28 protein-coding genes are annotated in these 25,816 nt (G+C 72.6%); 15 read left to right on the top strand and 13 right to left on the bottom strand.

Annotated elements, in window-relative coordinates:
- Positions 1-45 precede the first annotated feature (45 nt).
- Positions 46-549 (bottom strand): GNAT family N-acetyltransferase, encoded by a 504-nt coding sequence (locus ACFV5N_RS08625; RefSeq protein ID WP_385595926.1) that lies wholly within the window; start codon positions 547-549, stop codon positions 46-48.
- 33 nt (positions 550-582) lie between these two features.
- Between ACFV5N_RS08625 and thpR the strand changes: the two genes are divergently transcribed.
- Positions 583-1,155 (top strand): RNA 2',3'-cyclic phosphodiesterase, encoded by a 573-nt coding sequence (gene thpR, locus ACFV5N_RS08620; protein WP_385595923.1) that lies wholly within the window; start codon positions 583-585, stop codon positions 1,153-1,155.
- A 123-nt stretch (positions 1,156-1,278) separates the two neighbouring features.
- On the opposite strand, the gene ACFV5N_RS08615 is transcribed toward thpR, so the two are convergent.
- The gene (locus ACFV5N_RS08615; protein ID WP_385595920.1) at positions 1,279-2,277 is read right to left on the bottom strand and encodes an aldo/keto reductase; all 999 of its coding nucleotides are present in this window, start codon (positions 2,275-2,277) and stop codon (positions 1,279-1,281) included.
- 59 nt (positions 2,278-2,336) lie between these two features.
- On the opposite strand from ACFV5N_RS08615, the gene ACFV5N_RS08610 reads away from it, so the two are divergent.
- Positions 2,337-3,407, top strand: a complete 1,071-nt coding sequence (locus ACFV5N_RS08610; RefSeq protein WP_385595917.1) for a hypothetical protein — start codon at positions 2,337-2,339, stop codon at positions 3,405-3,407.
- Here the strand turns inward: ACFV5N_RS08610 and ACFV5N_RS08605 are convergent.
- A complete protein-coding gene (locus ACFV5N_RS08605; protein WP_385595914.1) occupies positions 3,385-4,179 on the bottom strand; it encodes a TetR/AcrR family transcriptional regulator in 795 nt (264 codons plus the stop codon). The two genes, ACFV5N_RS08610 and ACFV5N_RS08605, sit on opposite strands and share 23 nt — an antisense overlap.
- Before the next feature lie 85 nt (positions 4,180-4,264).
- Between ACFV5N_RS08605 and ACFV5N_RS08600 the strand changes: the two genes are divergently transcribed.
- The gene (locus ACFV5N_RS08600) at positions 4,265-5,245 is read left to right on the top strand and encodes an ATP-binding cassette domain-containing protein (protein ID WP_385595911.1); all 981 of its coding nucleotides are present in this window, start codon (positions 4,265-4,267) and stop codon (positions 5,243-5,245) included.
- On the top strand, positions 5,242-6,069 hold the full coding sequence (locus tag ACFV5N_RS08595) for an ABC transporter permease (RefSeq protein WP_385595908.1): 828 nt from the start codon (positions 5,242-5,244) through the stop codon (positions 6,067-6,069). Before ACFV5N_RS08600 ends, ACFV5N_RS08595 begins: the two co-directional genes overlap by 4 nt.
- 64 nt (positions 6,070-6,133) lie before the next feature.
- Here the strand turns inward: ACFV5N_RS08595 and ACFV5N_RS08590 are convergent, their stop codons facing one another.
- Positions 6,134-6,334, bottom strand: coding sequence for a DUF397 domain-containing protein (locus tag ACFV5N_RS08590; protein ID WP_385595906.1), 201 nt, complete (start codon positions 6,332-6,334; stop codon positions 6,134-6,136).
- Positions 6,331-7,164, bottom strand: a complete 834-nt coding sequence (locus tag ACFV5N_RS08585; RefSeq protein WP_385595903.1) for a Scr1 family TA system antitoxin-like transcriptional regulator — start codon at positions 7,162-7,164, stop codon at positions 6,331-6,333. Before ACFV5N_RS08585 ends, ACFV5N_RS08590 begins: the two co-directional genes overlap by 4 nt.
- 107 nt (positions 7,165-7,271) lie before the next feature.
- Between ACFV5N_RS08585 and ACFV5N_RS08580 the strand changes: the two genes are divergently transcribed.
- From ACFV5N_RS08580 to ACFV5N_RS08565, 4 genes are all read left to right on the top strand, one after another.
- Complete coding sequence (locus ACFV5N_RS08580) at positions 7,272-7,646, top strand: hypothetical protein (RefSeq protein WP_385595900.1); 375 nt, start codon at positions 7,272-7,274, stop codon at positions 7,644-7,646.
- Positions 7,643-7,855 carry a hypothetical protein gene (locus tag ACFV5N_RS08575; protein WP_385595898.1) on the top strand — a complete coding sequence of 71 codons (213 nt, stop codon included), beginning with the start codon at positions 7,643-7,645 and terminating at the stop codon, positions 7,853-7,855. Before ACFV5N_RS08580 ends, ACFV5N_RS08575 begins: the two co-directional genes overlap by 4 nt.
- A complete protein-coding gene (locus tag ACFV5N_RS08570; RefSeq protein WP_385595896.1) occupies positions 7,852-8,268 on the top strand; it encodes a hypothetical protein in 417 nt (138 codons plus the stop codon). Before ACFV5N_RS08575 ends, ACFV5N_RS08570 begins: the two co-directional genes overlap by 4 nt.
- 64 nt (positions 8,269-8,332) lie before the next feature.
- Positions 8,333-9,820, top strand: coding sequence for a hypothetical protein (locus ACFV5N_RS08565; protein WP_385595894.1), 1,488 nt, complete (start codon positions 8,333-8,335; stop codon positions 9,818-9,820).
- Here ACFV5N_RS08565 and ACFV5N_RS08560 read toward each other — a convergent pair.
- Positions 9,769-10,308, bottom strand: a complete 540-nt coding sequence (locus tag ACFV5N_RS08560) for an NUDIX hydrolase (protein WP_385595891.1) — start codon at positions 10,306-10,308, stop codon at positions 9,769-9,771. The genes ACFV5N_RS08565 and ACFV5N_RS08560 overlap by 52 nt on opposite strands.
- A 213-nt stretch (positions 10,309-10,521) precedes the next feature.
- On the opposite strand from ACFV5N_RS08560, the gene amcB reads away from it, so the two are divergent.
- From amcB to ACFV5N_RS08540, 4 genes are all read left to right on the top strand, one after another.
- On the top strand, positions 10,522-11,673 hold the full coding sequence (amcB, locus tag ACFV5N_RS08555) for a cyclophane-forming radical SAM peptide maturase AmcB (protein ID WP_385595889.1): 1,152 nt from the start codon (positions 10,522-10,524) through the stop codon (positions 11,671-11,673).
- Positions 11,670-11,867: a multiple cyclophane-containing RiPP AmcA gene (gene amcA, locus ACFV5N_RS08550; protein ID WP_385595886.1), complete on the top strand. Its 198-nt coding sequence runs from the start codon at positions 11,670-11,672 to the stop codon at positions 11,865-11,867. Before amcB ends, amcA begins: the two co-directional genes overlap by 4 nt.
- Positions 11,868-11,877: 10 nt before the next feature.
- Positions 11,878-12,564: a pentapeptide repeat-containing protein gene (locus tag ACFV5N_RS08545; protein WP_385595884.1), complete on the top strand. Its 687-nt coding sequence runs from the start codon at positions 11,878-11,880 to the stop codon at positions 12,562-12,564.
- Positions 12,565-12,662: 98 nt separating this feature from the next.
- Positions 12,663-13,766, top strand: coding sequence for a LacI family DNA-binding transcriptional regulator (locus tag ACFV5N_RS08540; protein WP_385595881.1), 1,104 nt, complete (start codon positions 12,663-12,665; stop codon positions 13,764-13,766).
- 220 nt (positions 13,767-13,986) lie between these two features.
- On the opposite strand, the gene serC is transcribed toward ACFV5N_RS08540, so the two are convergent.
- The 7 genes from serC to ACFV5N_RS08505 form a co-directional block, all read right to left on the bottom strand.
- Positions 13,987-15,105 carry a phosphoserine transaminase gene (gene serC, locus ACFV5N_RS08535; RefSeq protein ID WP_385595878.1) on the bottom strand — a complete coding sequence of 373 codons (1,119 nt, stop codon included), beginning with the start codon at positions 15,103-15,105 and terminating at the stop codon, positions 13,987-13,989.
- A 206-nt stretch (positions 15,106-15,311) separates the two neighbouring features.
- Positions 15,312-16,562, bottom strand: coding sequence for a cytochrome P450 (locus tag ACFV5N_RS08530; RefSeq protein ID WP_385595875.1), 1,251 nt, complete (start codon positions 16,560-16,562; stop codon positions 15,312-15,314).
- Positions 16,563-16,602: 40 nt separating this feature from the next.
- Positions 16,603-17,880 (bottom strand): cytochrome P450, encoded by a 1,278-nt coding sequence (locus tag ACFV5N_RS08525; protein WP_385595873.1) that lies wholly within the window; start codon positions 17,878-17,880, stop codon positions 16,603-16,605.
- On the bottom strand, positions 17,877-18,521 hold the full coding sequence (locus tag ACFV5N_RS08520; protein WP_385595870.1) for an ATP/GTP-binding protein: 645 nt from the start codon (positions 18,519-18,521) through the stop codon (positions 17,877-17,879). Before ACFV5N_RS08520 ends, ACFV5N_RS08525 begins: the two co-directional genes overlap by 4 nt.
- Positions 18,502-18,924 (bottom strand): DUF742 domain-containing protein, encoded by a 423-nt coding sequence (locus ACFV5N_RS08515; RefSeq protein WP_385595863.1) that lies wholly within the window; start codon positions 18,922-18,924, stop codon positions 18,502-18,504. The genes ACFV5N_RS08520 and ACFV5N_RS08515 overlap by 20 nt, the downstream gene beginning before the upstream one ends.
- The gene (locus ACFV5N_RS08510) at positions 18,921-19,367 is read right to left on the bottom strand and encodes a roadblock/LC7 domain-containing protein (RefSeq protein WP_019431665.1); all 447 of its coding nucleotides are present in this window, start codon (positions 19,365-19,367) and stop codon (positions 18,921-18,923) included. The genes ACFV5N_RS08515 and ACFV5N_RS08510 overlap by 4 nt, the downstream gene beginning before the upstream one ends.
- Before the next feature lie 28 nt (positions 19,368-19,395).
- Positions 19,396-20,892, bottom strand: coding sequence for an ATP-binding protein (locus ACFV5N_RS08505; protein WP_385595860.1), 1,497 nt, complete (start codon positions 20,890-20,892; stop codon positions 19,396-19,398).
- Positions 20,893-21,161: 269 nt separating this feature from the next.
- Here ACFV5N_RS08505 and ACFV5N_RS08500 point away from each other — a divergent pair, with 269 nt between their 5' ends.
- From ACFV5N_RS08500 to ACFV5N_RS08490, 3 genes are all read left to right on the top strand, one after another.
- Entirely contained in the window at positions 21,162-22,133 is a 972-nt protein-coding gene (locus tag ACFV5N_RS08500; RefSeq protein WP_385595858.1) for a zinc-binding dehydrogenase, read from the top strand.
- A 113-nt stretch (positions 22,134-22,246) separates the two neighbouring features.
- A complete protein-coding gene (locus ACFV5N_RS08495; RefSeq protein ID WP_385595855.1) occupies positions 22,247-25,135 on the top strand; it encodes an FAD-binding and (Fe-S)-binding domain-containing protein in 2,889 nt (962 codons plus the stop codon).
- A 226-nt stretch (positions 25,136-25,361) separates the two neighbouring features.
- Positions 25,362-25,816, top strand: a 455-nt coding sequence (locus tag ACFV5N_RS08490) for an AMP-binding protein (RefSeq protein WP_385595852.1), incomplete at its 3' end; no start/stop codon positions are given.

Below are 25,816 nucleotides of genomic sequence, written 5' to 3'. Positions count from 1 at the left end.
GGCCCGTACCACCGGTACGGGCCCGCCCCCGCCGCGTCCGCCCGGTCAGACCCGCTGCGCCAGCAGCGCGCCCGGCCAGTCGCCGTTCGCCGTGAAGTGCTCCACCAGCGCGAAGCCCTGCGAGCGGTAGTACGCCTCCAGCCGTCCGTCGTCGCCCGCGTAGCAGTCGACCCGCACCAGCGAGATGTCCTTCCGCCGGGCCTCGGCCCGCGCGTGCTCCAGCAGCGCCGCGCCCACCCCGCGCCCGGCGAAGCGGCGGTCGGTCACCAGCAGATGGACGTACACCTCCGGCTCGTCCACCGCCGCGACGTACGGGGCCGGATGCGGGGTGAGGGTCAGCGTCCCGGCCGGCTCCCCGTCGATCTCGGCGATCCACGGCTCGCCCCCGGCGACGATCTCCCCGACCCGCGCCACCGCCTTCGGCCGCGCCGACCACGGCTCGGTGCCCCACTGCCCGGTGCGCCCGCGCGCCACCAGCCACTCGACGGCGCCGTCGAGCATGCCGAGTATGAGGGGAACATCGTCACTGCCACCCGATCGGATCCTCATGCGGCCGATCCTAGAGCGGGGGATGTCCCGGTCATGAGACTTTTCGCGGCGCTGTTCCCGGACGCCGAGGCGGTACGCGAGCTGGAACGCGCGGTGCGCCCGCTGCGCGCACTGCCCGGGGACGGCGCCGGGCAGCTGCGCTGGACGCCGGTGGCCGGCTGGCACCTCACCCTCGCCTTCTACGGCGAGGTTCCCGACGAACTGGTGCCCGCGCTGCGCGCCCGGCTGGCGGCCGTGGCCGCCGCCGGGACCGGCTGCACGCTGCGGCTGGCCGGCGGCGGCCGGTTCGGCGACCGCGCGCTGTGGGCCGGGGTCGCGGGGGACACCGGGGAGCTGACCGCGCTGGCGGCGGCGGCCCGCGACACCGGGCGCGCGCTCGGCCTGCTGCCGGACGCGCGCCCGGAGTACGTGCCCCATCTGACCGTCGCCCTCGCCGGCCGCCGCTCCCGGGCCGCGCTGGCCCCGTACGCCGAACGGCTGGCCGGCTTCGCGGGCCGGCCGTGGACGGCCGGTGAGCTGGTCCTGGTGCGCAGCGAGACCGCTCCGGAGGGCTCGCGCTACGCCACCGAGGCGTCCTGGCCGCTGGCGGGCGGCCGGCCCGGCTGAGCTACCTTGGGACGCGTGAACACCAAGACCCGGACCCGTATCGTCAGCGCCGCGCTCGTGCTCATCCTCGCCGTGGTGGCGCTCTCCGCGCTCTTCGGCTGACGGGCCGGGCCCCGCCGCGGCTCACCAGGCGAAGGCCTCCGGGGAGGGCCCGGGGCCCGGGAAGATCTCCTCCAGCGCGTCCAGCAGCTCCGGGCCGAGTTCCAGGTCCACGGCGCGCACCGCCGAGTCCAGCTGCCCGGCGACCCGGGGCCCGACGATCGGCCCGGTGACGGCCGGCCGGGTCAGCAGCCACGCGAGACCCACCTCGCCCGGCTCCAGGCCGTGCTCGGCCACCACGTCCTCGTACCGCTGGATCCGGGCCCGCCGCTCCGGGTCCGCCAGCGCCTCGGCGGCCCGGCCGCCGCCGGCGCGCCGCTCGCCGCGCTCGTTCTCCTTGCGGATCGCGCCGCCGAGCAGCCCGCCGCCGAGCGGCGACCACGGGATGATGCCCAGACCGTAGGCCTCGGCGGCCGGGATGACCTCCATCTCGGCGCGCCGTTCGGTGAGGTTGTACAGGCATTGTTCGCTGACCAGGCCGAGCGAGCCGCGCCGGGCGGCGGCCTCGTTGGCCTGGGCGATGTGCCAGCCGGCGTGATTGCTGGAGCCGACGTAGAGGATCTTGCCCTGCTGGACGAGGACGTCGATGGCCTGCCAGATCTCGTCCCAGGGGGTGTTCCGGTCCACGTGGTGGAACTGGTAGAGGTCGATGTGGTCGGTGTTCAGCCGCTTGAGGCTGGCGTCGACGGCGCGCCGGATGTTGAGGGCGGAGAGCCGGTCCTCGTTGGGCCAGGGGTCGCCCTCGCCGGTGTGCATCGAGCCGTACACCTTGGTGGCCAGCACGGTCTTCTCGCGCCGGCCGCCGCCGCGGGCGAACCAGGAGCCGATGATCTCCTCGGTGCGGCCCTTGTTCTCACCCCAGCCGTAGACGTTGGCGGTATCGAAGAAGTTGACCCCGGCGTCCAGCGCGGCGTCCATGATGGCGTGCGAGTCGCCCTCGTCGGTGTACGGCCCGAAGTTCATGGTGCCCAGCACCAGTCGGCTGACCTTGAGGCCGGTGCGGCCCAGCTGTGTGTACTTCATGATCGCCATGCAACGCCTTCGGGGCGCCGGGGGCAAGCCGTTCTGGCAGTCTTGGGCGCATGACGGTCTGGAGTGCGGCTGCCGGGGTGATGAGCGCGGTCCTGCTGGCGGTGCCCGCGGCGCCGGTGGCGACGGCGGCGGAGGGGGCGGCCGGGGCGCCGGAGCCGTTCGTGATCGAGGACGAGCGGATCACCGAGTCGAGCGGGCTGGCGGCCAGCGTCCGGCATCCGGGGGTGTACTGGACGCACAACGACAGCGGGTACGGCCCGTATCTCTACGCGGTGGACAGCGCCACCGGGCGCACGGTGGCCACGCTCACCCTCCAGGGCGCCGAGATGCGCGATGTGGAGGCGATCCACTTCGGGCCGGACGGGGCGCTGTACGTCGGGGACATCGGGGACAACTTCGACGGCGGCTGGGACGAGGTGTGGATCTACCGGGTGCCGGAGCCGGCGGTGCTGGCGGACGCGACGGTCGTGCCGGACGTCTACCGGGTGCGGTACGACGACGGGCCGCGCGACGCGGAGTCGCTGATGGTGCATCCGGAGACGGGGCGGGTGTACATCGCCAGCAAGAAGCGCAAGGAGCCGGGCGCGCTGTACGCCGGGCCCGAGACGCTGTCGACGACGGAGGTGAACACCTTCGAGCGGGTCGCGGACATCGATCTGTGGATGACGGACGGGGCGTTCTCGCCGGACGGCACCCGGCTGGTGCTGCGCGGCTACTTCACGGCGCACATGTACCGGTGGACGGACGAGGGCCTGGGGGAGCGCGTGCGGCGGCAGTTGCTGGTGCCGGTGCAGCCGCAGGGCGAGTCGGTGACGTTCACGCCGGACGGGCGGTATCTGATGTACGGCTCGGAGGGCGAGGACAGCGAAGTGGTACCGGTGGAGCTGAAGGGGGAGTTGCTGCCGGAGAGCCTGCGGGCGGGGGACGGGGAGCAGTCCGCGGAGGACGGTGGCGGTGGTGACGAGGGCGGTGACGGCGCGGAGGCGCCGCCCGCGGCCGGGCCCGCGGAGACCTCCGAGGAGTCGGACACCTTCACCCGGCTGGTCGTGGGCTTCGCGCTGGGCACGGTGCTGGTGGTGGCGCTGCGCCGGCTGCTGTTCAGTCGCGGCCGGTCCCGCTGACCGGGTCGGGGGCGGCGTCCGGCCGGGCGAGGTAGACCTCCAGGCCGTCCAGCACCCGGTCCAGGCCGAACGCGAACATCTCCTCGCCGGTGATGTCGAACGTGTCCTCGGGGAGGGCGAAGACCTCCGGGTAGGCGCCGGATTTCAGGGCCGTCTCCATGAGCGGGGCCTGGGCGTTCCAGAACTCCTCGTCGCTGACCCCGGTCTGCTCCGCCAGTTGCCTGGCCAGCACATGGGTGCGGGCGAGGCCGGTGACGAAGGCGTCGATGGTGTTGATGACGGCGACCTTCTCGCGGCCGGTGAGCGGCAGGGAGCGCAGCCCGGTGAGGGCGGTCTCGAAGCCCAGCAGCGCGTTGGGGCCGAGCAGGGGCCGTGACTGGTTGACCTGGAGCAGCCAGGGGTGCCGCAGATAGGTGGCGTACGAGCCGTGCGCGATCTCGCTCAGGCACTGGCGCCAGGGAAGTCCGGCGAAGTGCTCGGTGCCCCGGCCCGGGTCGGGGCCGTTGACCCGGTCGAGCATGAGGTCGAGCAGCTCTTCCTTGGCCGGGACGTAGCGGTAGAGGGTCATGGTGCCCACGCCGAGTTCGGCGGCGACCTTGCGCATGGAGAGGGCGGACAGGCCCTCGCGGTCGGCCAGTTCGATGGCGGCGGTGACGATGCCGTCCAGGGTCAGCCCGGGCCGCGGGCCACGGTTGGGGCTCTCCCTGCCCTCCCACATCAGACGCAGGCTGCGGCTGATGTCGCCGCCTCCGCCGCTGTGTGCCGTCGTCATGGTGCCGCCCAGTTTAATCACTGTCCCCCACCTCTGGGTACGGTGTACGGTGATGTGAGTACAGCGTACTCAATAAGGAGGGGCCATGGGGGAGACCTCACTCGCCATCCGCGCGGAAGGGCTGCGCAAAACGTTCGGGAAACACCGCAAGACCGCACTCGACGGACTCGACCTCGCCGTGCCGCGCGGCACCGTCTGCGGCCTGCTCGGCCCCAACGGCGCGGGCAAGACCACGGCCGTGCGCATCCTCACCACCCTCATCCGCGCCGACGGCGGCCGGGCCGAGGTCGCCGGGGTCGACGTACGCCGCGCACCCCGTGCCGTACGCCGCCGCATCGGCCTCACCGGCCAGCACCCGGCGGTCGACGAGATCCTCACCGCACGCCAGAACCTGCGGATGTTCGGCCGGCTCTTTCACCTCGACGCCCGCCGCGCCGACGCGCGCGCCGAACAGCTGCTGGCGGAGTTCGGCCTCACCGAGGCCGCCGACCGGCCTGCCAGGACCTACAGCGGCGGCATGCGGCGCCGCCTCGACCTCGCCGCCAGCATGGTGCTGGCCCCCCAGGTGCTCTTCCTCGACGAGCCCACCACCGGCCTCGACCCGCGCGGCCGGGGCGAGGTCTGGGACGCCGTCCGCCGGCTCACCGCCACCGGCACCACGGTGCTGCTCACCACCCACTACCTGGACGAGGCCGACCAGCTCTCGGACCGGATCGTCGTCATGAACAACGGCCGCAAGGTCACCGAGGACACCCCCGCCGCCCTCAAGCGCGCCTTCGGCGGCGACCGCCTGGAGGTGGTGGTCGCCACCGCCGCCGACCTGCCCGCCGCGCGCGCGGCCGTCGCCCGCGTCAGCGCCGACGGCACCGCACCCGAACCCGAACCCGAACGGCTGAGCGTCACCGCCCCCGTCACCGACGGGGTCCTGGCCCTCACCGACGTCGCCCGCTCCCTCCAGGACCGGGGCGTCACCGTCACCGACATCGGACTGCGCCGCCCGACCCTCGACGAGGTCTACCTGCGGCTGACCGACACCACCGCGCACGAGGAGCCGACACCCGCATGAGCACCCTCGACCTCCCCACCCTCGACGGCCCCGAACGCCGCGGGTACTGGGCCGTCCGCGACTGCTGGACCCTGGTGCGGCGCGAGCTGGTCCACCTGCTCCGGCAACCCTCCATCATCGCCTGGCAACTGGGCTTCCCCATCGTCTCCGTGCTGCTGTTCGTCTACGTCTTCGGCAGCGCCATGGACGTCGGCGGCGGCGCCGACTACGTCGCGTACGCCATGCCCGGCATGTTCGCCATGACCATGGCCTTCGGCTTCATGAACACCGCGATGGCCGTGGCCGTCGAGAAGGAACGCGGGGTCATCGACCGGTTCCGCTCGATGCCCATGGCGCCCTCGGCGGTGGTCACCGGGCGCGGCATCTCGGATGTCCTGCACGCCGCCCTGGACCTGGCCGTCCTGGCCGCCATCGCCCTGGTCATCGGCTGGCGCTCGGACGGCGGCCTCCTCGCCTCGCTGGCCGCCTTCGCGCTGCTGCTGTGGCTGCGGTTCGCCCTCATCTGGATCGGCGTCCTGATCGGCCTGCTGGTCCCCAACACCGAAGCGGCGGGGAACCTGTTCGCCGTCGCCTTCCCGTTCGGCATGGTCTCCTCCGTCTTCACCCCGCCCTCCCTCATGCCCGACTGGCTGGGCGCCATCGCCATGTGGAACCCGGTCTCGGCCACCGCCGGTGCCATCCGCGACCTCTTCGGCAACCCGATGCCCACCGGCGGCAGCTGGATCGAGGCGAACGCCCTGCCGATGGCGGTGGTCTGGCCCCTGCTGATCACGGCGGTCTTCCTGCCGCTCGCCGTCCGCAGGTACCAGCGGCTGAGCCGGTAACCACCGTCCACACGCGTCCGTGCCGTTACGCCCCTGCCGGAGACGGCAGGGGCTCAGGGGTGGATCACCGCTTCACCGCGGTGACGAACGCGGCCCACGCGGGGGCCGGGAAGGCCACCACGGGGCCGTTGTCACGGTGCTTGGTGTCGCGGACGGGGACGAGGCCGTGCGAGGCGGCGAGGTTCGTGGCGGCCTCCACGCAGTCTCCGCCGTTGTCGCTGTAGGAGGACGTGAACCACCGGGGGGACTCGGTTGCGGTCGTCACGGGATGCCCTTTCGTACCTCGTCGATCATGGCCACCGATGCCGCTGGAGACAGCGCTTCGGCCTGTAGTTGATGGTATGCCGTCAACAAGGGCAGAACTGTTGTCGTTTCGCGCTCCAGATGTCCCCGGATCTGGGACTCCGCGTACGCGATCACGGACAGATCCGGCAGCGTCAGCAGGTTCATCGGCAGGTTGAACGGGCGGCGCTCTCCTATGTCGTAGGGAGCGATCTGCAAGACGGCGTTGGGCAGCTCGGCGAACTCCAGCAGACGGGTCAGCTGTGCGTCCATGACGGCGGGGTCGCTGACCTGACGGCGGATACAGCTCTCGTCCATCACGACCAGCATCATGGGCGGGCGTGCCCGGACCAGCGCGGACTGCCGCTCCGCGAGGAAGGCGACTCGCTCGGTGGCTTGCTCGGGAGGGATCGCCCCGCGCCGGACGGCGCTGTCCGCGAGAACCTGGGCGTATTCAGGTGTCTGCAACAGACCGGGAATGATCCCGACTTGAAAGAGCCGGATCTCCACCGCGCGCCCCTCGTACCCCACGTACTGGGGGAAGCCCTCCAGCAGTGAGCCGTGCCGGAGTTCGCGCCAGTCGCGCTCGAAGGTGTCCGTGCCCTCGATGCCAAAGGCGCGATCAGCGCTACGCGAGAACCGGAGAGTTGGAGGCCTGCGAGCAGTTTCGACGGCTGAAACGTGCACGCTCGAATACTCCATGAGTTCCGCGAGATCATCCTGGGTCCATCCACGGGCCTCGCGCAAGCTGCGCAAACGTGCTCCAAAGGCCGCCTGGCGGGAGCTGTCCGGGTTCAAGTCCTTGAGATTCACCGGGGGTTTCACTCGCCCTTCATCCTGATCTGATGACTTGAATGCTGCCCCTTTCTCAGTCACGCTCAATCCTGCTGGTAGTGGATTCACTACGGAGAGGAGCCGTCGTGCGTACGACCGAACGGCTGGACCGTCCCCAAGTCCCCATGGAACTCCTACAGTTGCGAGACGCCCTGGCCCTGCTGGGCGTTTCGACCACACAGGTCAGTCTGAACCCCGGTCTGTCGCCGACGATTTCCGTGCATCGGATGTCGCTGGGAATCGTGCGGCGGCTGGTGCCCGATCTGGTGTGCGGGCTGGCACGTCAACACCTCACGCCCGGGGCGGTGATGTGGAGCGCCGAACACGAACGGGCCGTAGTGGTCGTGTACACCGCCGGTGCTCTGATCCGCGTGCGGGCGTATGACGACCCGTCGTTCGAGACGAGCACACCGACCGCTGATCTGCGGCCGGTCACCGTACGGCAGTTGGCGGCGGGATGAGTGCTCCCGAGGTGATCGAGATCACCGCCGACACGGTGCTGGTGGGCGATGTGATCCAGGTCGGTGGCCGGGCGCTGGTGGTGGCGGACCTCGTCCTCACGACCAGGGGCGGCCGGCGGCTGGAGTTCGCTACCGGCGAGGCCCTCACTCTGCACGCGCGTTCTCGGCTGACCGGCACCCGCTTCAGCAGTCGGGGGAGGGGGAGATGACCCCGGCTCCTCGGTTGCCCGACCTGATGTTTGCCGACACCCGTCCCCTGCCGCCCCGCCCCGGTGACGGCTCCCCGTGGGCGCTGGGCCGCTGCTGGCTGTGGTGCGGGAATCGCCGCACGTGGGTGCTGTGGCTGGGGCCCGCCTCAACCGCCGGGCACTACGCGCAGTTCTACGTCTGTGCGCCGTGTCTTGACCGGTTGCATCACACGATCATCGACTACGCCGACGCCATGCGGGACGCGCCCACCGACGCCACGGGCATCAGGATGCCGTTGTACACAGGAGCCGACGACCCGCCCCGCCCCGAGCCGATCAGATACACCCGCCACCGCCACCGCCACCCCCGCACCGCCCTCGGCCGCCTGTGGCACCGTCTCATCACCGGCCGCGAGCCACCCCCGACCCGGTGAACGCCGACCGGAAGCGGGGTACGTTCCCCGTGGGGCTCACTGGTCTTCGGGGGAGGGCGGGTCGATGAAGAGTGGGAATGAGGGGTTCACCGCGTTCGAGGCGAGGGCACGCGAGTCCGCCCGGACACTGGTGAACCACCAGGGGTACGACGGCGGATGGGGGCTCACCCTCACCTCGGTGTCGTCCATCGTCAACACCAGCGAGGTTCTGCCGATCCTGAGAGCCGCCGGCATCGCCGGCCAACCGGTCCGTCGGGCCGTGGACTTCTTGACCGGAGCCGTCGTGAAGCACTGCCGACCCCGCCACAACGGCGGCCGTGGCGAGCACACCCGGTTCATCTCCTTCGGACTGACCGGGTTGCTGTCCCACCCGCGATTCTTCCAGCACCAAGGCGTCACGGAGACCGTAGTCTGGTGCGTCGGCCGGCTGGAGGAGCGCCGGGTCGAGCACGGCTGGTCCGAAGTGCTCGGGCTCGATGACACGTCGCTGCACCAGACAGCCCTGGCCGTACACGGGCTGGCCCAACTCAGGGACGCACTTCATGAGCTCGGCCCCGGAATCCTCCTGCCCGGTGGAGTGGAGACCGGCATCCTGCTGAACCGCGTCGCATCGCTGATCGACCACGGCGTGCACGGCCTGCTCTACCACCGGCGTTCCAGCGGGGCGTGGGGGTGGCGTACGTACGTCGATACCGCTCCGAGCCCGAGCAAGACCGCGCTGTGCCTGCTGGCGTTGTCCGCGGTCGGCTCCGGTGTCGGTCCGGGCGGCGAAGCCGCGTACCGGGACGATCCGCGTGAGGCCGGTGGCGTGCATGGTCCGGCGCAGCCCATACGGCTGTCCGAGGCTGTCGCCGAGGCCGGCCGGTGGCTGCTCCGCAATCACCACCGTTGGGAGACCTTCGTCGAGGACGACAAAGACGTGCAGGGCACCGCGTGGGAACACATGGCGTACGCACTGTGCACCCAGGCCGCGGTACGCTCCGGCGCCACCCCGCGCGACCCCCGGCTCACCAAGGCGTGGTCGCTGATGAACGATCTGTGGGACCCGGAGGCGGGCCTGTGGAACGAGCCGGGCGCGTCGGGTAAGCGCGCCACGATCCGCGCCGCCTACTACACCGTCTCGGCGTACACCGAGGCATCGAGGAGTCTCGCGCGACACGGCCTCGGGGGAGGGCGTGCGCACGAGGAGGACGCTCAGGGCTCGGTGGACGTTCTGATCGCGCGGGCATGTCCGGGACCGAACCGCACTCTTGTCGTCGTCGTGCCGGACCAGCACGGGACTGTCGAGTGCACGCTGCCGGAACGCCTGTTTGATCTGGTGCGTGTCCTTCACGACGCATCGGCGGAAGGGGCGTCGACCGGGCAGATCGCGCGGGCACTGTACTTGGCGCCTTCCTCGGTGCCCAAGTACGTTCAGCGGCTCAACCAGGCCGTTGCGGCCGCCCTCGGCGGCGCACCGGCGAAGGCAGTGGTGGCCTGCACCGTGGCCGGGGAAGGTGGTTACCGGCTCGCCGGAGAGGACGGCTGCGCGCGTTCGGCGACAACGGGGTAGTTGTGGAGTGCGAACCGCGCCAGCGAGCGTACCTGGTCGAAGGTCTTGAGGTCGTCGAGATCCTGCGGACCGAACCAGGCCGCCCCGTGCACCTCGTCGAGCTGCGCGTCGACGGTCCGTTTCCCGCTGCCCGGCCGGCGCCGCACGTAGAAGAACTGGACCAGTGCGGGCGTGGGGAAGCCTTCGCGCTCGATGTCCACGTAGAACGGCACGGGTTCGGGCGTCGCGTTGTGGTCGGCCGGGTGGATGGCGGCCTGACTGGAGATCGCCTCCACCGCCAGTCCGGTCTCCTCTTCGAACTCGCGGACCGCAGTGCCGGCGAAGGATTCCCCAGGCTCGATGTGCCCGCCGGGCGGAACCCACTTGTCGAACCGGTTGTGGTGGACAAGCAGCACTCTGCCGCGCTCGACGAGGTAGCCCGAGCAGCAGTACACCAGCCCGATGTCGCGGGTGGTCCGGCCGTCTTGGATCAGAATCGAGCGAGACACGTTCGCCACGATAGTCCACCGGGATATTGCGCACGCGCCTGCTGACCGGAAGATTCCAGTGCGGCGTCAGCGACGACCCGATGACGTGTCATCGGCGATGACAACGCAATGTCATCGGGTGTGCGTCATCTCCCGACCGATGGTGGTCATGTCCCACTCCGCGGCAGCCCGCCACGGGGGCCATGACGTCTGTCCGTCGAGGAAAGGATCCCGATGCGTTCTCGTCCGTCACCGTGGCGCGCCCGGTACGAGCAGCGGTTCGCACCACCGCAGACCGTGGTGGTTCAGCCCACGACCTGGTGCAATCTGGACTGTCGATACTGCTACCTGCCCTTCCGCAAGGCCAAGCACCAGATGCCGGTGGAAGTGGCCGAAGCCCTGGCGCGGGCGGTGAGCCGGCTCCACGACACCGGCCATCCGATCGGGATTGTCTGGCACGGCGGGGAGCCACTCACCGTGGGGCGACAGACGTTCTCCGCGCTGCTCGCACCTTTCGAGGCCCTGCGGTGCGCGGGTCGCGTGCACCATTATGTGCAGACCAACGCGACCCTCCTCACCGAGGCGTGGTGTGATCTCCTGGCGGCACACGAGGTCCGCGTGGGCGTGAGCGTGGACGGCCCGGCAACCCTGAACGCCGAGCGGGTCGACCTTCGGGGCAAGCACGCCTTCGACCGGATCCTGCGCGGCATCACCCAGTTGCGTGAGCACGGCATCCCGTTCTCCGTGATCTCCGTGGTCGGCACCACAGGCATCACCATGCCGGAAGAGCTACTGGAATTCGTGGCCACGCTGGGATGCCACTCGGCCGGCTTCAACATCGAGGAGGCCGAGGGGGACAACACCGGCCGACAGCAGCCCACTCCCGGGCAGGCTGAGGAGTTCTGGCGCCGCACCCTCACCTGGATCCGCGAGCACCCCGGCGCCCCGGAAATCCGCGATGTCGAACGCCTCGCGGAGTACCTTCGGCTGAGCCGCTCCGGCCGGCGAGCCGAATGGGACCGGCGCCGGCTCGACCCGATTCCCACCCTCTCGTGGAAAGGGGACGTGGTCCTGCTCTCTCCTGAGCTGGCGGACACCACGGCACCCGGGTACGGCGACTTCGTGGCCGGCAACATCCTCGACCGGCCGCTGGCCGAGATCCTGCGCGACGCCCACCGACTCCGTTACGTACGCGACTTTCTCATCGGGCTGGACCGCTGCGAAGACGCGTGCGAATTCTTCGACTTCTGCCGTGGCGCACAGGCAGCCAACCGATTCTTCGAAAACGGCAGCCTCGCCAGCACCGAGACAACCTACTGCCGGGTCTCCCGGCAAGCCCTGGTCACAGCCCTCGCCACTCTCGCAGCCCAGGAGGCAGCCGCATGACCGTTCTGGACGGACTCATCGCGTCCGACACCCCTGTCGTGAGGGAGCTGATGGTCGCGTACGGCGCCTCGCCCCAGGTGATCATGGAAGCGGCATGGGACAACCGGCCCACGTGGGACAACTGGGCCAAGAGCCCGGCTCCCTTCGACAACCGCCCGACATGGGACAACTGGAACAAGAAGCACCGGCGCTGAAAGGCTGTTGATGGAGACACGCACAATCCGCCGTACGAGCGTCACGCTTCCCGAACTCGATCGGCCGGACCTGTACCTCTCCCACGTCACCTCGCTGGAGGGCGGACGTGGACGGCTGGAGGAGTTCCATTACGCCGGCGGCGATCTTCGGGATCTCGATCTGGCCGACACACATCTGCTCGATGGGCGGGTGACTGGACTCAAGGCCCGGCGCGTCCAGCTGGAGAAGATTCGCGTCGACGCCGTAGAGTTCGCGGGCTGCGACCTCTCCTCACTGCGGTGGGCCGACAGCCGGGTCTCCCGAACGGTCTTCCGCGACTGCAGGCTCATGGGCGCCGCACTGGAAGGCGTCACGCTCGACCATGTTCTCTTCGAGAGCTGCAAGATCGATTACGGCACCTTCACCCGGGTCCGGGCCGTCGGCCCGGTGATCTTCGTCAACTGCTCGCTGCGCGAGGTCACCTTCACCGCCGCGGACCTGGGCGCCGCGCTGATCGACGACTGCGATCTGCGGCTGACCGCGTTCGAAGGCGGAAAGTACCGAGGCCTGGACCTGCGGGGCAATGACCTTTCACAGGTCCGTGGTCTCTCCTCGCTCCGGGGGATCGTCATCGACCACAGTCAGGCGTCCCAGCTCACCGAGGCACTCACGGCCGAGCTGGACATCACCTTCGGCGAAGACCTCAGCAACGGGTAGTCCTGGCGGCGGTGCACGGACATCTCACCGAGCCGGTCGATGCTCTGGCCCCGTACCAGCGGCTGAGCAGCTGAGGCACCAGGGGCGAGAATGACCGGATGGGGAAGATCGCGACCATGCGGGACGTGGCGGTACGCGCCGGGGTGTCCGTCACCACCGTGTCGCGGGTGCTCAACGGCACCGGCTATGTGAAGGCCGCCACCCGGCATGCCGTCGAGGCGGCCATCGCCGACCTCGGCTACCTCCCCTCCGGCTCCGCCCGGGGCCTGGTCACCCGGCGCACCGGCATGCTGGGCCTGTGCCTGCCCGACACCGGGCCGGTGGACGGCCTCCGGGCACCGGTCCGGGTCGGCCACCGGGTGGAGGTGGTGCGCGACCACGACAGCGCGGGCACGGTCTGCTGGGGTGGCCGCTACTTCGGCGAGGTCGTCCGGGGCGCCGAATACGCCGCCTGGCAGGCCGGGTTCGCCATCACGGTGGCCGTCGCCCGGCCCCCGGAGGCGGATGCCAGGATCCGGGAGCTGGCCGGCCGGGTCGACGGCCTCATCGTGGTCGCCGGGACCCAGCCCGACGGGCTGCTCGACCACCTGGCGCACCGCGTCCCCGTCGTCCTCGTCGCCGGACCGCGGCCGGCCGGCGGCTTCGACCACGTCGGGGTCGACAACGCGCGCGGCGTCCAGGCCCTGGTCGACCACCTCCACCGGACGCACGGCATCCGCGACCTCCGCTACGTCGCGGGCCGGCCGGACGCCCCCGACGACACCGAACGGTTCGCCGGGTTCCGCACCGCCCTGCGCCGCGCCGGACTGCCCGTGCCCGCGGCACCCGCGCTGCGCGGCGACTTCTGCCGCCCCACCGCGCGGCGGCTGGCCCGCGAGCTGATCGCCGCCCACCGGGCCGGACACGGCCCGCTCCCCGGCGCCCTGGTGTGCGCCAACGACGAGACCGCCCTCGGCTTCCTGGACGTGTTCACCGCCGAGGGGTACGACGTGCCCGGCGACATCGCGCTCACCGGCTTCGACGGCGTGGAGGCCGGACGGACCTGCTCCCCGCGCCTGACCACCGTCGAACAGCCCATGGCCGACCTCGGCCGGCTCGCCGTCGACGTGCTGCGCGCCTGTCTGGCCGACCCCCGGCTGCCCCGGCAGGAGCGGGTGGCACCGGTCCGGGTCCTGCTCCGCGACAGCTGCGGCCCGCACTGACCGCACCGGCCGGGCTCCCGGCGGGCGTGTGGAAACGCTTCCCTACCGCACGGCACCCGGCGCGGCCTACGGTGCTGCCATGACGGCCGTGACGGACCCGTCCCCGTCCCGCCCCGCTGCCCTCGCCCGGCGCGGCCGTGCGGGGCACATGAGCCGGGCCCGCGTTCCGTACTGGCGCACGGAACGCGGGCCCACGGTCACCGCTGCGGGACCGGCCGGGTTACAGGCGCTCGATCACGTAGTCGACGCAGGCCGTCAGCGCCTCGACGTCCGCCGGGTCGATCGCCGGGAACATCGCGATCCGCAGCTGGTTGCGGCCCAGCTTGCGGTACGGCTCGGTGTCCACGATGCCGTTCGCCCGCAGCGCCCCCGCGACCGCCGCCGCGTCCACCTCGTCGGTGAAGTCGATGGTGCCGATCACCTGCGAGCGCTGCGCCGGGTCGGTGACGAACGGGGTGGCGTACGCCGACTTCTCCGCCCAGCCGTACAGCCGCCCGGCCGAGTCGGCGGTGCGGGCGGTGGCCCAGTCCAGGCCGCCGTGGCCGTTGATCCACTCCAGCTGGTCGGCCAGCAGGAAGAGGGTGGCGAGCGCCGGGGTGTTGTACGTCTGGTCCTTGCGGGAGTTGTCGATCGCGGTGGTCAGCGAGAAGAACTCCGGGATGTGCCGGCCGGAGGCCGCGATCCGCTCGGCGCGGGCGAGCGCGGCGGGGGAGAAGACCGCGATCCACAGGCCGCCGTCCGCCGCGAACGACTTCTGCGGCGCGAAGTAGTAGACGTCGGTCTCGGTGATGTCCACCGGCAGACCGCCGGCGCCGGAGGTGGCGTCCACCAGCACCAGCGAGCCCTCGTCCGCGCCCGGCACCCGCTGGATGGGCGCCGCGACACCGGTGGAGGTCTCGTTGTGGGTGAGCGCGTACGCGTCGGCGCCGCGCTCGGCGCGCGGCTGCGGGTGGGTGCCCGGCTGCGAGCTGATCACGGTCGGCTCGTCCAGCCACGGGGCCAGCCGCGCCGCCTTGGCGAACTTGGAGGAGAACTCGCCGAACGACAGGTGCTGCGACTTCGCTTCGATCAGCCCGTGCGTGGCGATGTCCCAGAAGGCGGTGGAGCCGCCGTTGCCGAGCACCACCTCGTACCCCTCGGGGAGTGAGAACAGCGTGCTCACGCCCTCGCGCACGCGCCCCACGAGACGCTTCACCGGAGCCTGCCGGTGCGAGGTGCCCAGCAGGGAACCGCCCGTCGCCGCGAGCGCGCTCAGCGCCTCGGTGCGTACCTTGGAGGGACCGGCGCCGAACCGGCCGTCGGCGGGCTTGATGTCAGCGGGAATCTGGATGTCGGCCACGAGCGGAGCGTAGTCCGTCCGGGGGGTGCTGCCCTACCCTGTCCGTTCGCTGAGACGGAAATCTTCACCAGGCGGACGCTTCTCGCGCGCCCGCGCGCCCGCGTACCACCCCCGTCCCCCGTGCGTGACGGGGGTGAGGGCGGTACGCGGCGGGTTGACGGCCGGGCGGCCGGGTACGTCGCGCGCCGGGTCAGTCGCGCGTCGGGTCAGTCGCGCGGCGAGAGCAGCACCGGCAGCGCCGCCAGGTCGTTCTGCGTCACCGACGGGTTGTTGCGCAGCTCCTCGGCCGGCACCGCCAGCCGCATGTCGGGGAACCGGGCGAACAGCGCGGGCAGCGCCAGCTCCGCCTCCAGCCGGGACAGCGGCGCCCCCGGGCACACGTGGGTGCCGTGCCCGAACGACAGATGCCGGATCGGCTGCTCCCGGGTGATGTCGAACTCCCGCGCCGTGGGCCCGAACTGCGCCTCGTCCATGCCCATCGGGCCCAGCGACAGCACCAGCCCCTCGCCCTTGGCGATCACCGTGTCACCGATCTCGACGTCCTCGGCCGCGAACCGCATCAGGACATGGGTGATCGGCGGCGACCAGCGCAGCGCCTCCTCCACCACCGCGTCCCAGCCGACCTTGCCGGAGACCGCGAGCGCCAGCTGCTCGGGGTGGGTGAGCAGCCCGCGCACCGCCTGGAGCAGCAGCGAGATGGTCGTCTCGTGCCCGGCGGCGATGATCACCTGGATGGTGGCGACCACCTCCTCGTCGGTCAGCGGCGCCAGGCCCTCCTCGGCGGCGTTCAGCAGCGCGCTGGAGAGGTCGTCGCCCGGGTTGCGCTTCTTCTCCGCCACCATCGCGGTGAAGCGGGTGGACAGCTCCTCCAGGACGGCCGGCAGCCCCTCGGGCGGGGTGAAGCTGGAGAACAGCGAGTCGAACAGCTCGCGCAGCCGGTTGTCGCCCGCTGCCTGGAGCCCCATCAGATCGCTGATGACCCGCATCGGCAGCTCGTAGGCGAACGCCGGCTTCAGATCGACCGGTTCACCGGTGTCCCGGGCGGCCAGCTCGTCGATCAGCTGCTCGGTGATCCGTGCCACCCGGGGCCGCATGGCCTCCACCCGGCGCGGCGTGAACGCCTGCGAGACCGGGGTGCGCAGCCTGCGGTGTTCCTCGCCGTCCACCACCAGCATGCTCGGACCCGGGTCGACCAGTGCGCGCAGCGGCCAGTTGGCGCCGATCTCGCCGCGCTGCCACGGGCCCCACTGGTTCACGTCCTTCACCAGCCGGGGGTCGGTCAGCAGCTTGCGGGCCTCGGCGAGGTGGGTGACGGCCCAGGCGGTGACGCCCTCGGGCAGTTCCACCCGGACGAGGGGTCCCGCGGCGCGCAGCCGCTCGCCCTCCCCGAGCAGGTCGGTGACATGGGGGTCGAGGACAACGGGGGCGGAGCCGTGGTGCCGCACGGGGCAGGTCATCTGTATCGGGAACCTCTCACTGGGTTGCCTTTCACCGGATTCATGCGAAGAAGCGCTGGGCCGGCGCCGGGGTGAAGCGCACCGGCAGCGCGGTCAGCCCGCGCATCCACACCGAGGGCCGCCACACCAGCGCGGCCTCGGGGACGGCGAGTTCGACGTCGGGGAGCCGGTCGAGCAGGACCTCGATGCCGGTCCTCGCGATGGTCTCGCCGATCTCCTGGGCGGGGTAGGGGCAGCGGTGATCGCCGTGGCCGAACGCGAAGTTGGCGTTGTTGCCGCCGGTGAACCGGCCGCCGGGGGCGCGGACCTGCGGGTCGTGGTGGGCGGAGGCGATGCCCATGATCACCATGTCGCCCGCCCTGATGTGCTGCCCGCCCAGCTGGACGTCGCGGGTGGCGAAGCGGGCCACCGAGTTCTGCAGCGGGGCGTCCTCCCACAGCACCTCGTTCATGGCCTCGGTGACGGAGTGCCGGCCGCCGGTGAGGGAGGCGGCGAACCGGTCGTCGGTCAGCATCAGCCGCAGCGAGTTGCCGATCCAGTCGGCGGTGGGCTGCTGCCCGGAGACGATGATGACCGCCAGATCCTGGACGATCTGCTCGCGCCCGTACCCGCCGTGCGCCAGCATCCGGGAGGCCGCGTCGGCGGCGGGCGCCTCCGTACGGGCGTCCACCAGCCGGTAGGTGGCGGCGTGGAAGTGCTGGAAGGCGATCAGCGACTCCGCCGTACCGTTCAGGAAGGTGTTGATCGAGTCGGCCAGACCCGGGCCTTCCTCCTCGTCGTAGCCGCACACCCGCACCAGGGCGAGAGCGGGCAGCAGGGTGGCGTAGTGCTGCATCAGCTCCGTCTCGCCCTGCCCGCAGAACGTGTCGATCAGCCGGTCGGCGATCTCCTCGGCGCTGCGCCGCAGTTCGAAGGGGTCCACCGCGTCCAGGGCGTTCTCGGTCATGGCGATCCGCCGCGCGTGCTGCTCGCCGGTGGTCCACAGCACCGAGTCGAAGGAGTGGTCCACCATCGGCCGCAGCGGCCAGTCGGCCGGGATCCGCTCCCACTGCCCCCAGTGGCGCGAGTCGCGGTTGAACAGCACCGGGTCGCTGTAGACCTGGTGCAGTTCGCGGTAGCCGAGGACCAGCCACGCGGGGACGTCGCCGGTCAGCGTCACCGGGGCGACCGCGCCGTGCTCGCGCCGCATCTCCCGGTACAGCTCGGCGGGTTCGGTCTGGAACCGGGGCCCGGACAGCGCGACGGCACCGGCGTGCGCGGGACAGCCAGGGGGCGGTGGCGTACCGCCCGCGGTGGGCGGGTGCTGGGGTGAGGTCACGGTGAGGTCGTCTCCTGAACCGGCCGGCCGGTGGTGGACAGGGCGTGCAGATGCTCGACGAGCGTGATCAGGACCTGCTTGCTGGACTCCCGGGAGCGGGCGTCGCAGTCGATGAGCGGGATGTGCGCGGGCAGGTCCAGCGCCTCCCGGATCTGCTGCTGGGTGTGCGGCGGGCCGCCGAAGTCGTTGCGGGCCACGATGAACGGGGTGCCGTGCTGCTCCAGGCGGTCGATGGCGTACCAGGAGTCGGCCAGCCGCCGGGTGTCCACCAGGACCACCGCGCCCAGGGTGCCGGCGAACAGCCGGTCCCACAGGAACCAGAAGCGTTCCTGGCCGGGGGCGCCGAACAGGTACAGCACGGTCTGCTCGTTGAGGGAGATCCGGCCGAAGTCGAACGCCACGGTGGTGGAGGTCTTGCCGCGCACGGCGGACAGGTCGTCCACACCGGCGCCGGCCTGCGTCATGACCTCCTCGGTGTTCAGCGGCCGGATCTCGCTGACCGAGCGGACCATGGTGGTTTTGCCGACCCCGAAGCCGCCCACGACGACGATCTTCAGCCCGTTGTCGGCTTTGCCGCCCAGCGGGATGCGCCGCTCGCGCCGCTCGGGCAGCGGCGGGTGGTCAGAGGTTGCGGAGTCCAACGAGCACCTGCTCAAGGAGATGTGGGTCGGGTAGGGGGGCGGCGTGCGGCACCGGGCCGCCGGTGCCGGTGGCGGCGACCGCCGTCCGGGTACCGGGGGGCGTGGCGGGCGCGGTGCGCGGATGGCGGGCGGTGATCCGGCCCTGATCGAGGAGATCGCACAGCAGGATCTTCACGATGCTGATGGGCAGCCGCAGTTCGGCGGCGATCTCCACCACGGCGGTGGGGTACTGGCACAGCCGCAGGATGGTCGCGTGTTCCGACTGCATGCCCGCGGTCGGTTCGCTCTCGCTGACCACCAGGGTGACCAGGTCGAACGCGGCAGCGGCGGAGCCCGCCCGGCTGCGCCCTCCGGTGAGGGTGTAGAGCCGGTCGGGGTCCTCGTCCCGGCCCGGGCGGCTCATGCCTGCCCGCCGCCGCTGCCGGGCTGTTCACGCGGTGGCGCCGAGAGATGGTCGCCGAGTTGCTCCACCAGTTCGTTCATGTTGTGTCCGATCAGCCCGACATCGGCGTGTTCGGTGGCGACGACGGCGAGGTGCGCGCCGTCACCGGCCTCCACGATGAAGAGAATGCCGCCGTAGAACTCGGTCATCAGCTGGCGTACGCCGCCGGTGCCGTCGCCGAACTCGATGGACGCGGCGTGCGACAGGCTCTGGATGCCGGCGGCGATCGCGGCGAGCTGGTCGGCCTGGTCCTCGGAGAGTTCGGGGCTGCGGCACAGCTTGAGCCCGTCGCGGGAGAGCACCAGGGCGTGCCGGGTGCCCGGCGTGCGCTCCAGAAGGCTCTCCAGCAGCCAGTTCAGATGGTCGTCGGCCCCTGCGGTTGCGGTGGCGGTACTGCCGGGCATCAGGTGTGTTCCCCCGTGGCTGGTGCGGTCATGAGTTCTCGTCCTCCGGCTGTGCAGTCGAAGTGTCGGCCCCCGGGGTGTCCCGTCCCGGGGCGGCGTCCTTCTCGCCGCGCACGGCGCGGCGGAAGGTGCCGAAGCGGGCCGCCGTCTCGGCCGGGGAGTGGTTGGCCCGGGGCCGCAGTTTGCGGGTCGGCGGATCGTGGTCGGCGTGGGCGGCGGCCAGGGTCCGGCCGCGGCGCCGCTTGGGCAGGCCGCTCTCGCCGTACTCGGTGCCGTCCTCGGCCGCGGCGGGGGCGGCCGTCGTCGTGGCGGCCGGGGCGCTGTCGGGGGCGGCGGCCGGGGCGTGCTCGGGGGTGGCGGTGACCTCGCGCAGCGCGGGCCGCTCGCTCCTGGGGGTGCGGCCGACGGGGGCCGGGGGCTCCTCCTGCTTGGGGCGGGAGATCAGCTCCTGCGGGATCATCATGAGCGCGCCGGTGCCGCCGCGTGCGGAGGGCCGGAAGGACACCGACATGCCGTGCTTGCGGGCCAGCGCGCCGACGACGGCGAGGCCGAGCCGGGTACCGGAGAGCGTCGTCAGGTCCAGCGGGGCGGCGGAGACGGCGCGCTCCGCGCGGCGCAGCGCCACCTCGCTCATCACCAGGCCGGAGTCCTCCACGGTGATGATGGCCCCCGAGGGCACCTCTTCGACGTAGACGTGGACCTCGGCGGTGGGCGGCGAGAAGTTGGCGGCGTTGTCGAGGAGTTCGGCCAGGGCGTGCATGACGCCCTCGGCGGCGTGCCCGGCGACGTACAGCTGGCTGGTGGAGTGCAGCCGCACCCGCTGGTAGCCGCCGATGCGGCCCATGGCGCCGCGCAGGATGGACTCCATGACGATGGGCTTGGCCCAGCGGCGGCCCGAACGGGCTCCGGTGAGTACGGCGATGGAGTCGGCGAGCCGGCCCGCCTGGGCGGTGCGGTGGTCGAGGTGGAGCAGATCGCCGAGGACGGTCTCGTCGGTGTGCCGGTGTTCCATCTCGCGCAGGTCGGCGAGCATGGAGGTGGCCAGCGCCTGCATCCGGCCGGCGGCGTTGGCGCAGGCGGCCATGGCGGCGGCCTTGCTGGTCTCGCTGCGGCCCATCTCCTCGGCGAGCACCTTGAGGACCCGCTGGTGGGCCGGGTCGGCCGGGGTCTCCGCGGTGGCCAGCGCGGTGGCGGCGGAGGTGCCGGTCCGCAGCCGGGCGGCGAGCGAGGGCACCGTCTCGTCGGCGAAGTGGGCGGCGCGCCGCTCGCGTTCGGCGATGTCGGCGCGGAGCGCGGCGGCGGTGCGGCGCGCGTGGGTGGCGACGGCGAGGGTGACGGCCAGCGCGAGCCCGAGGGCGAGTGCGGCCAGGGCGGGGACGTCGGTGAAGAAGTCACCGATCAGCAGCCACCCGGCGAGGGCGAGCGCGGCGACGGCCAGGACGCCGATCAGCAGGACCAGCAGCGCCTGCCGCAGCGGGGAACGCTCCGTCCCGGGGCGCGCGGTGGGGGAGTGCGCAGCAGTCATCAATCGAGGACCTCGGACAGACGCGGAGCGGGTGGGTCGGCGTTCGGGTTCGGAGGGTGATGGTGCGAGAGACCATCCGATCAATTGCCGACCACTATAGGAGAGTTCTGCAACCTTTTGGGTTGTCCTCTGTACGGAAATCTCTGCAAGCCGATCACCGGCGGCAGGTATATGCCACACCGGCGTACACCGCCCGCTTGACCTCAAGCACGCTTGACATCGCAGGCTCGCTCCGGGTCCGCACCGGCGGACGGATGGGAGCGTGCGTGATGCGGGTGATCGAGGCGGTACGGTTCGGCGGCCCCGAGGTGCTGGTGCCCCGTGAGGTACCCGACCCGGTGGCGGGTCCGGACCAGGTGGTGATCGAGGTGGCCGTGGCCGGGATGACCTTCGTCGAGACCCGGATCCGGCAGGGCACCGACCCGTGGCACGAACGGCCCTCCCCGCCGTACGTCCCCGGCGGCCTGGTCGCGGGCCGGGTGGCGGAGCTGGGCGAGGGCGTGGACCGTGACTGGCTCGGCCGCCGCGTCCTGGCCACCACCGGACTCACCGGCGGCTTCGCCGAACGGGCCCTGGCCACCGTCCCCGACCTCTTCCCGGTACCCGGTGGCCTCGGCCTGCCCGAGGCCACCGCCCTCTACAGCGACGGCGCCACCGCCGAGGGGCTGGCCGAACACGCCGGGATCACCCCCGGCAGCCACGTCCTCGTCGAAGCGGCGGCCGGCGGAGTCGGCAGCCTGCTCGTCCAGCTGGCCGTCGCCGCGGGCGCCCACGTCATCGGGGCCGCCCGGGGCGAGCGCAAACTCCGCCTCGCGGCCGAACTGGGCGCCGCGGCCACCGTCGACTACTCCCTCCCCGGCTGGACGGACCGGCTCCGCGACGCCACCGGCGGCGCGGGACCCGACCTGGTCTTCGACGGCGTCGGCGGCCGGATCGGCCGCGAGGCGTTCGAGGCGACCGCTCCCGGCGGCCGGTTCTCCGTCCACGGCGCCTCGGGCGGCGACGCCACCCTCATCGACCCGGCCGAGGCCCGCCGGCGCGGCGTGGAGGTGATCGGCATCGACCAGCTCTACAGCTTCCCGCCGCACGTCCCCCGCTGGGCCCACCGCATCATGACCCGCGCGGCGGCCGGCGAGCTCCGCCCGGTGATCGGCCGGACCTACCCCCTCCACGAGGCCGCCGCCGCCCACGCGGCGGTGGAGAACCGCATGACGGTGGGCAAGACCCTGCTGCTGCCCTGAGACGCCGCCCAGGCCGGTCCCGCCCCCGGGCGGGCACGCCGCCTGCGCGCCCGGGCGACCCGCACCGGTGCGGCGGTTCCGTGGGGGCGGGGGGACGGTGCACGCTGGGACGCATGGCACAGCAGCACAGCACCGGGACCACGGAACTCGCGGCGGCGCTACGGGCGGTGATGCGCGGCGAGGTCGAGTTCGACGCCGCCGCCCGGGCGCTGACCACGATGGACGCCTCCAACTACCGGCGGGTGCCGGTCGGGGTGGTCGCCCCGTACGACGCCGACGACGTGGCCGCCGCGCTCGCCGTCTGCCGTGCGCACGGCGTGCCCGTCGTCGCGCGCGGCGGCGGCACCTCCATCGCCGGGCAGGCCACCGGCGTCGGCGTGGTCATGGACTTCACCCGCCACATGAACCGCGTCCTCGCCCTGGACGCCGACGCCCGCACCGCCGTCGTCCAGCCCGGCGTCCTCTGCGACACGCTGCGCGACGCCGCGGCCCCGCACGGGCTGACCTTCGGACCCGACCCCTCCACCCACGCCCGCTGCACCATCGGCGGCATGATCGGCAACAACTCCTGCGGCTCCCACTCCGTCGCCTGGGGCACCACCGCCGACAACGTGCACGCCCTGGACGCCCTCACCTACCGGGGCGAACGGCTGCTGCTCGCCCGGGGCGGCCACCAGCTGCCCGCCGCCCTGCGCACGGCCGCCGACGACCTCGTCCAGCGCGAACTCGCCCTGCTGCGCACCGGCTTCCCCGAGCTGCCGCGCCGCATCTCCGGCTACGCCCTCGACGAGCTGCTGCCCGAACGCGGCCGGGACTGGGCCCGCGCCTTCACCGGCAGCGAGGGCACCCTGGCCGTGCTCACCGAGGCCACCGTCCGGCTGGTGGAGTCCCCGCCCGCCCGCGTCCTCGCCGTCCTCGGCTACCCCGACGAGTCCGCCGCCGCCGAGGCGGCCCCCGGCCTGCTGCCGTACCAGCCGCTCACCGTCGAGGGCATGGCGGGCGACCTCGTCGGCGACGCCGCGCGCTCCGCCCTGCCGCGCGGCGGCGCCTGGCTGTTCGTCGAGATGGGCGGCGCCGGCCGCGCCGAGGCCGAGGCCGCCGCCGGGCGCCTCGTCCGGGCCGCCACCGCGGACGGCGCCACCGGACACACCCTGGTCACCGACCCGGCAGGCCAGCGCGCCCTGTGGCGGATCCGCGAGGACGCCTCCGGCACCGCCACCCGGCTCCCGGACGGCGGCGAGGCCTGGCCCGGCTGGGAGGACTGCGCCGTACCGCCCGCCCGGCTGGCCGGCTATCTGCGGGAGTTCCGGGCCCTGCTGAGCGACTACGGGCTGCGCGGGCTGCCGTACGGGCACTTCGGCGACGGCTGCATCCATGTGCGCATCGACTTCGATCTGCTGACCGCCCCCGGCATCGCCCGGTTCCGGGAGTTCAGCACCGAACTGGCCCGCCTGGTGACCGCGCACGGCGGCTCACTCTCCGGCGAGCACGGCGACGGGCTGGCCAGGGCCGAACTGCTGCCCCTGATGTACGGCCCCGAACTCGTCGGCGTCTTCCACCGGTTCAAGGACCTGTGGGACCCGGACGGCGGCCTCAACCCCGGGGTCCTGGCCCGCCCCGACCGGCTGGACGACCAGCTGCGGTTCGCCGGGCTGCCGAAGGAGCCGGTGCCGGTGGCGTTCGGATACCCGCACGACGGCGGCGACTTCTCGGCCGCGGTGCGCCGCTGCGTCGGCGTCGCCAAGTGCCGCGAGACCACCGCGAGCGGCGGCCAGGTGATGTGCCCCTCCTTCCGCGTCACCGGCGAGGAGCGGCACTCCACCCGCGGCCGGGCCCGGCTGCTGCACGAGATGCTGGTGGGCGAGGTGATCACCGACGGCTGGCAGTCCGGGGAGGTCGCCGACGCCCTCGATCTGTGCCTGTCCTGCAAAGGCTGCCGGGGCGACTGCCCGGTGCAGGTGGACATGGCCACCTACAAGGCCGAGTTCCTGCACCAGCGCTACCGGGGGCGCCGCCGCCCGGCCGCCCACTACGCCATGGGACGGCTGCCGCAGTGGCTGCGGCTCACCGCCGCGCTGCGCGCCGCGCCGCTGGCCAACGCCGGGGCCCGGGTACCGCCGCTGGCCGCGCTCGCCAAACGGCTCGGCGGCATCGCCCCCGAGCGCCCGATCCCGCCCCTGGCCACCGAGCCGTTCACCCGCTGGTGGCGCGGCCGGGGACGGCGGCCCGACCCCGCCCGCGCCGACCGCCGCACCGTCCTGTTCCCCGACAGCTTCACCAACTACCTGTCCCCCGAGGCGGGCCGGGCCGCCGTGCGGGTCTTCGACGCCGCCGGGATCGACGTGACGGTGCCGCCGCGCCCGGTGTGCTGCGGGCTCACCTACGTCACCACCGGGCAACTGGACACCGCCCGCACCGTCATGCGCCGTACCCTGCGCCATCTGGCACCCGCCCTGGACGCCGGGCTGCCGGTGACCGTCCTGGAACCGCCGTGCGCCGCGGCGCTCCGCACCGACCTGCCCGAACTGCTGCCGGGCGAGCCGCGCGCCCGGCGACTGGCGGATTCGGTACGGACGTTCGCCGAAACCCTGGAGGAACGCGCCCCCGGCTGGGACCCGCCGCGCCTGGACCGCCCGGTGGCCGGCCAGACCCACTGCCACCAGAGCGCCGTCCTCGGCGACGCCGCCGACCGGTGGCTGCGCGAGCGCGCCGGGCTGCACGGCGAACTCTCCGCCGGCTGCTGCGGCCTCGCCGGCAACTTCGGCTTCGAGAAGGGCCACTACGAGGTGTCGGTGGCCTGCGCAGAGGACCAGCTGCTGCCCGCCGTACGCCGCGCCCCCGAGGACGCGGCGCTCGTGGCGGACGGCTACTCCTGCCGCACCCAGCTCGACCAGCTGGCCGGCCGCACCGCGCGCCACCTCGCCGAACTCCTCGCGGACGGCCTCGACGACGGCCCGGACGGCGGCCTGCCGGAGGCCCGGCGGGACCACGACGGGTGGTGACCGCGCCGGACCCGGGCCCGCGGTACCGCGGGCCCGCCCCGGCCGACCGCGTACCGCCGTCCCCCGCGCGGGACCGGGCGCGCCGTACCGGAGCCACCTCCGGCGCGGCGGCACCGCGTACCCGCGGCGTTCCCGGCCGGGCCACCGGCCCCGCCACGCCCCGCCGGTGACGGCTCGCGGGCGGCCCGGCCGGGCCTTCTCCACCCAGCGCAGCTGCCTGAGGTCGATGGCCGCCACTTACGTCCCCATCCCCGGCCTCACCGCCGAGGACCGGGTGCCGTGGCCGCTGCCGCTGTTCCACAGCCTCGCCCACATCTTCTGCGTGCTCGCCGTCACCTCGGCCGGCGCCACCGCCCACCTCCTCGACGGATTCACCGGCGACGAGGTCCTCGACGCCACCGCCGAGCACCGCGCCACCCTCCTCGTCGGCGTCCCCACCCTCTACCACCAGCTCACGGAGGCCGCCCGGCGGCGCGGCACCGCCCGCCCCGCCCCCACCCTGCGCACGGCCCTGGTCGGCGGTTCCGTCACGCCCCGACCGAGACCTGCGGCTCCAACACCATCAGCTGGCCCACCGACACCCGCGCCGCCGCTCCGCCCGGCCGGTCACAGCCGGGCGGAGCGGCGGCGCGGTGGCTGCTCGGAGGTGGTGAAGGTGGACAGCCGGCCGCTGACGAGGAG

The sequence above is a fragment of the Streptomyces sp. NPDC059853 genome, assembly GCF_042731495.1.
Classification (GTDB): domain Bacteria; phylum Actinomycetota; class Actinomycetes; order Streptomycetales; family Streptomycetaceae; genus Streptomyces.
The sequence above is the reverse complement of the archived record's forward strand: the minus strand, read 5'-3'. Positions and strand labels throughout refer to the sequence as shown.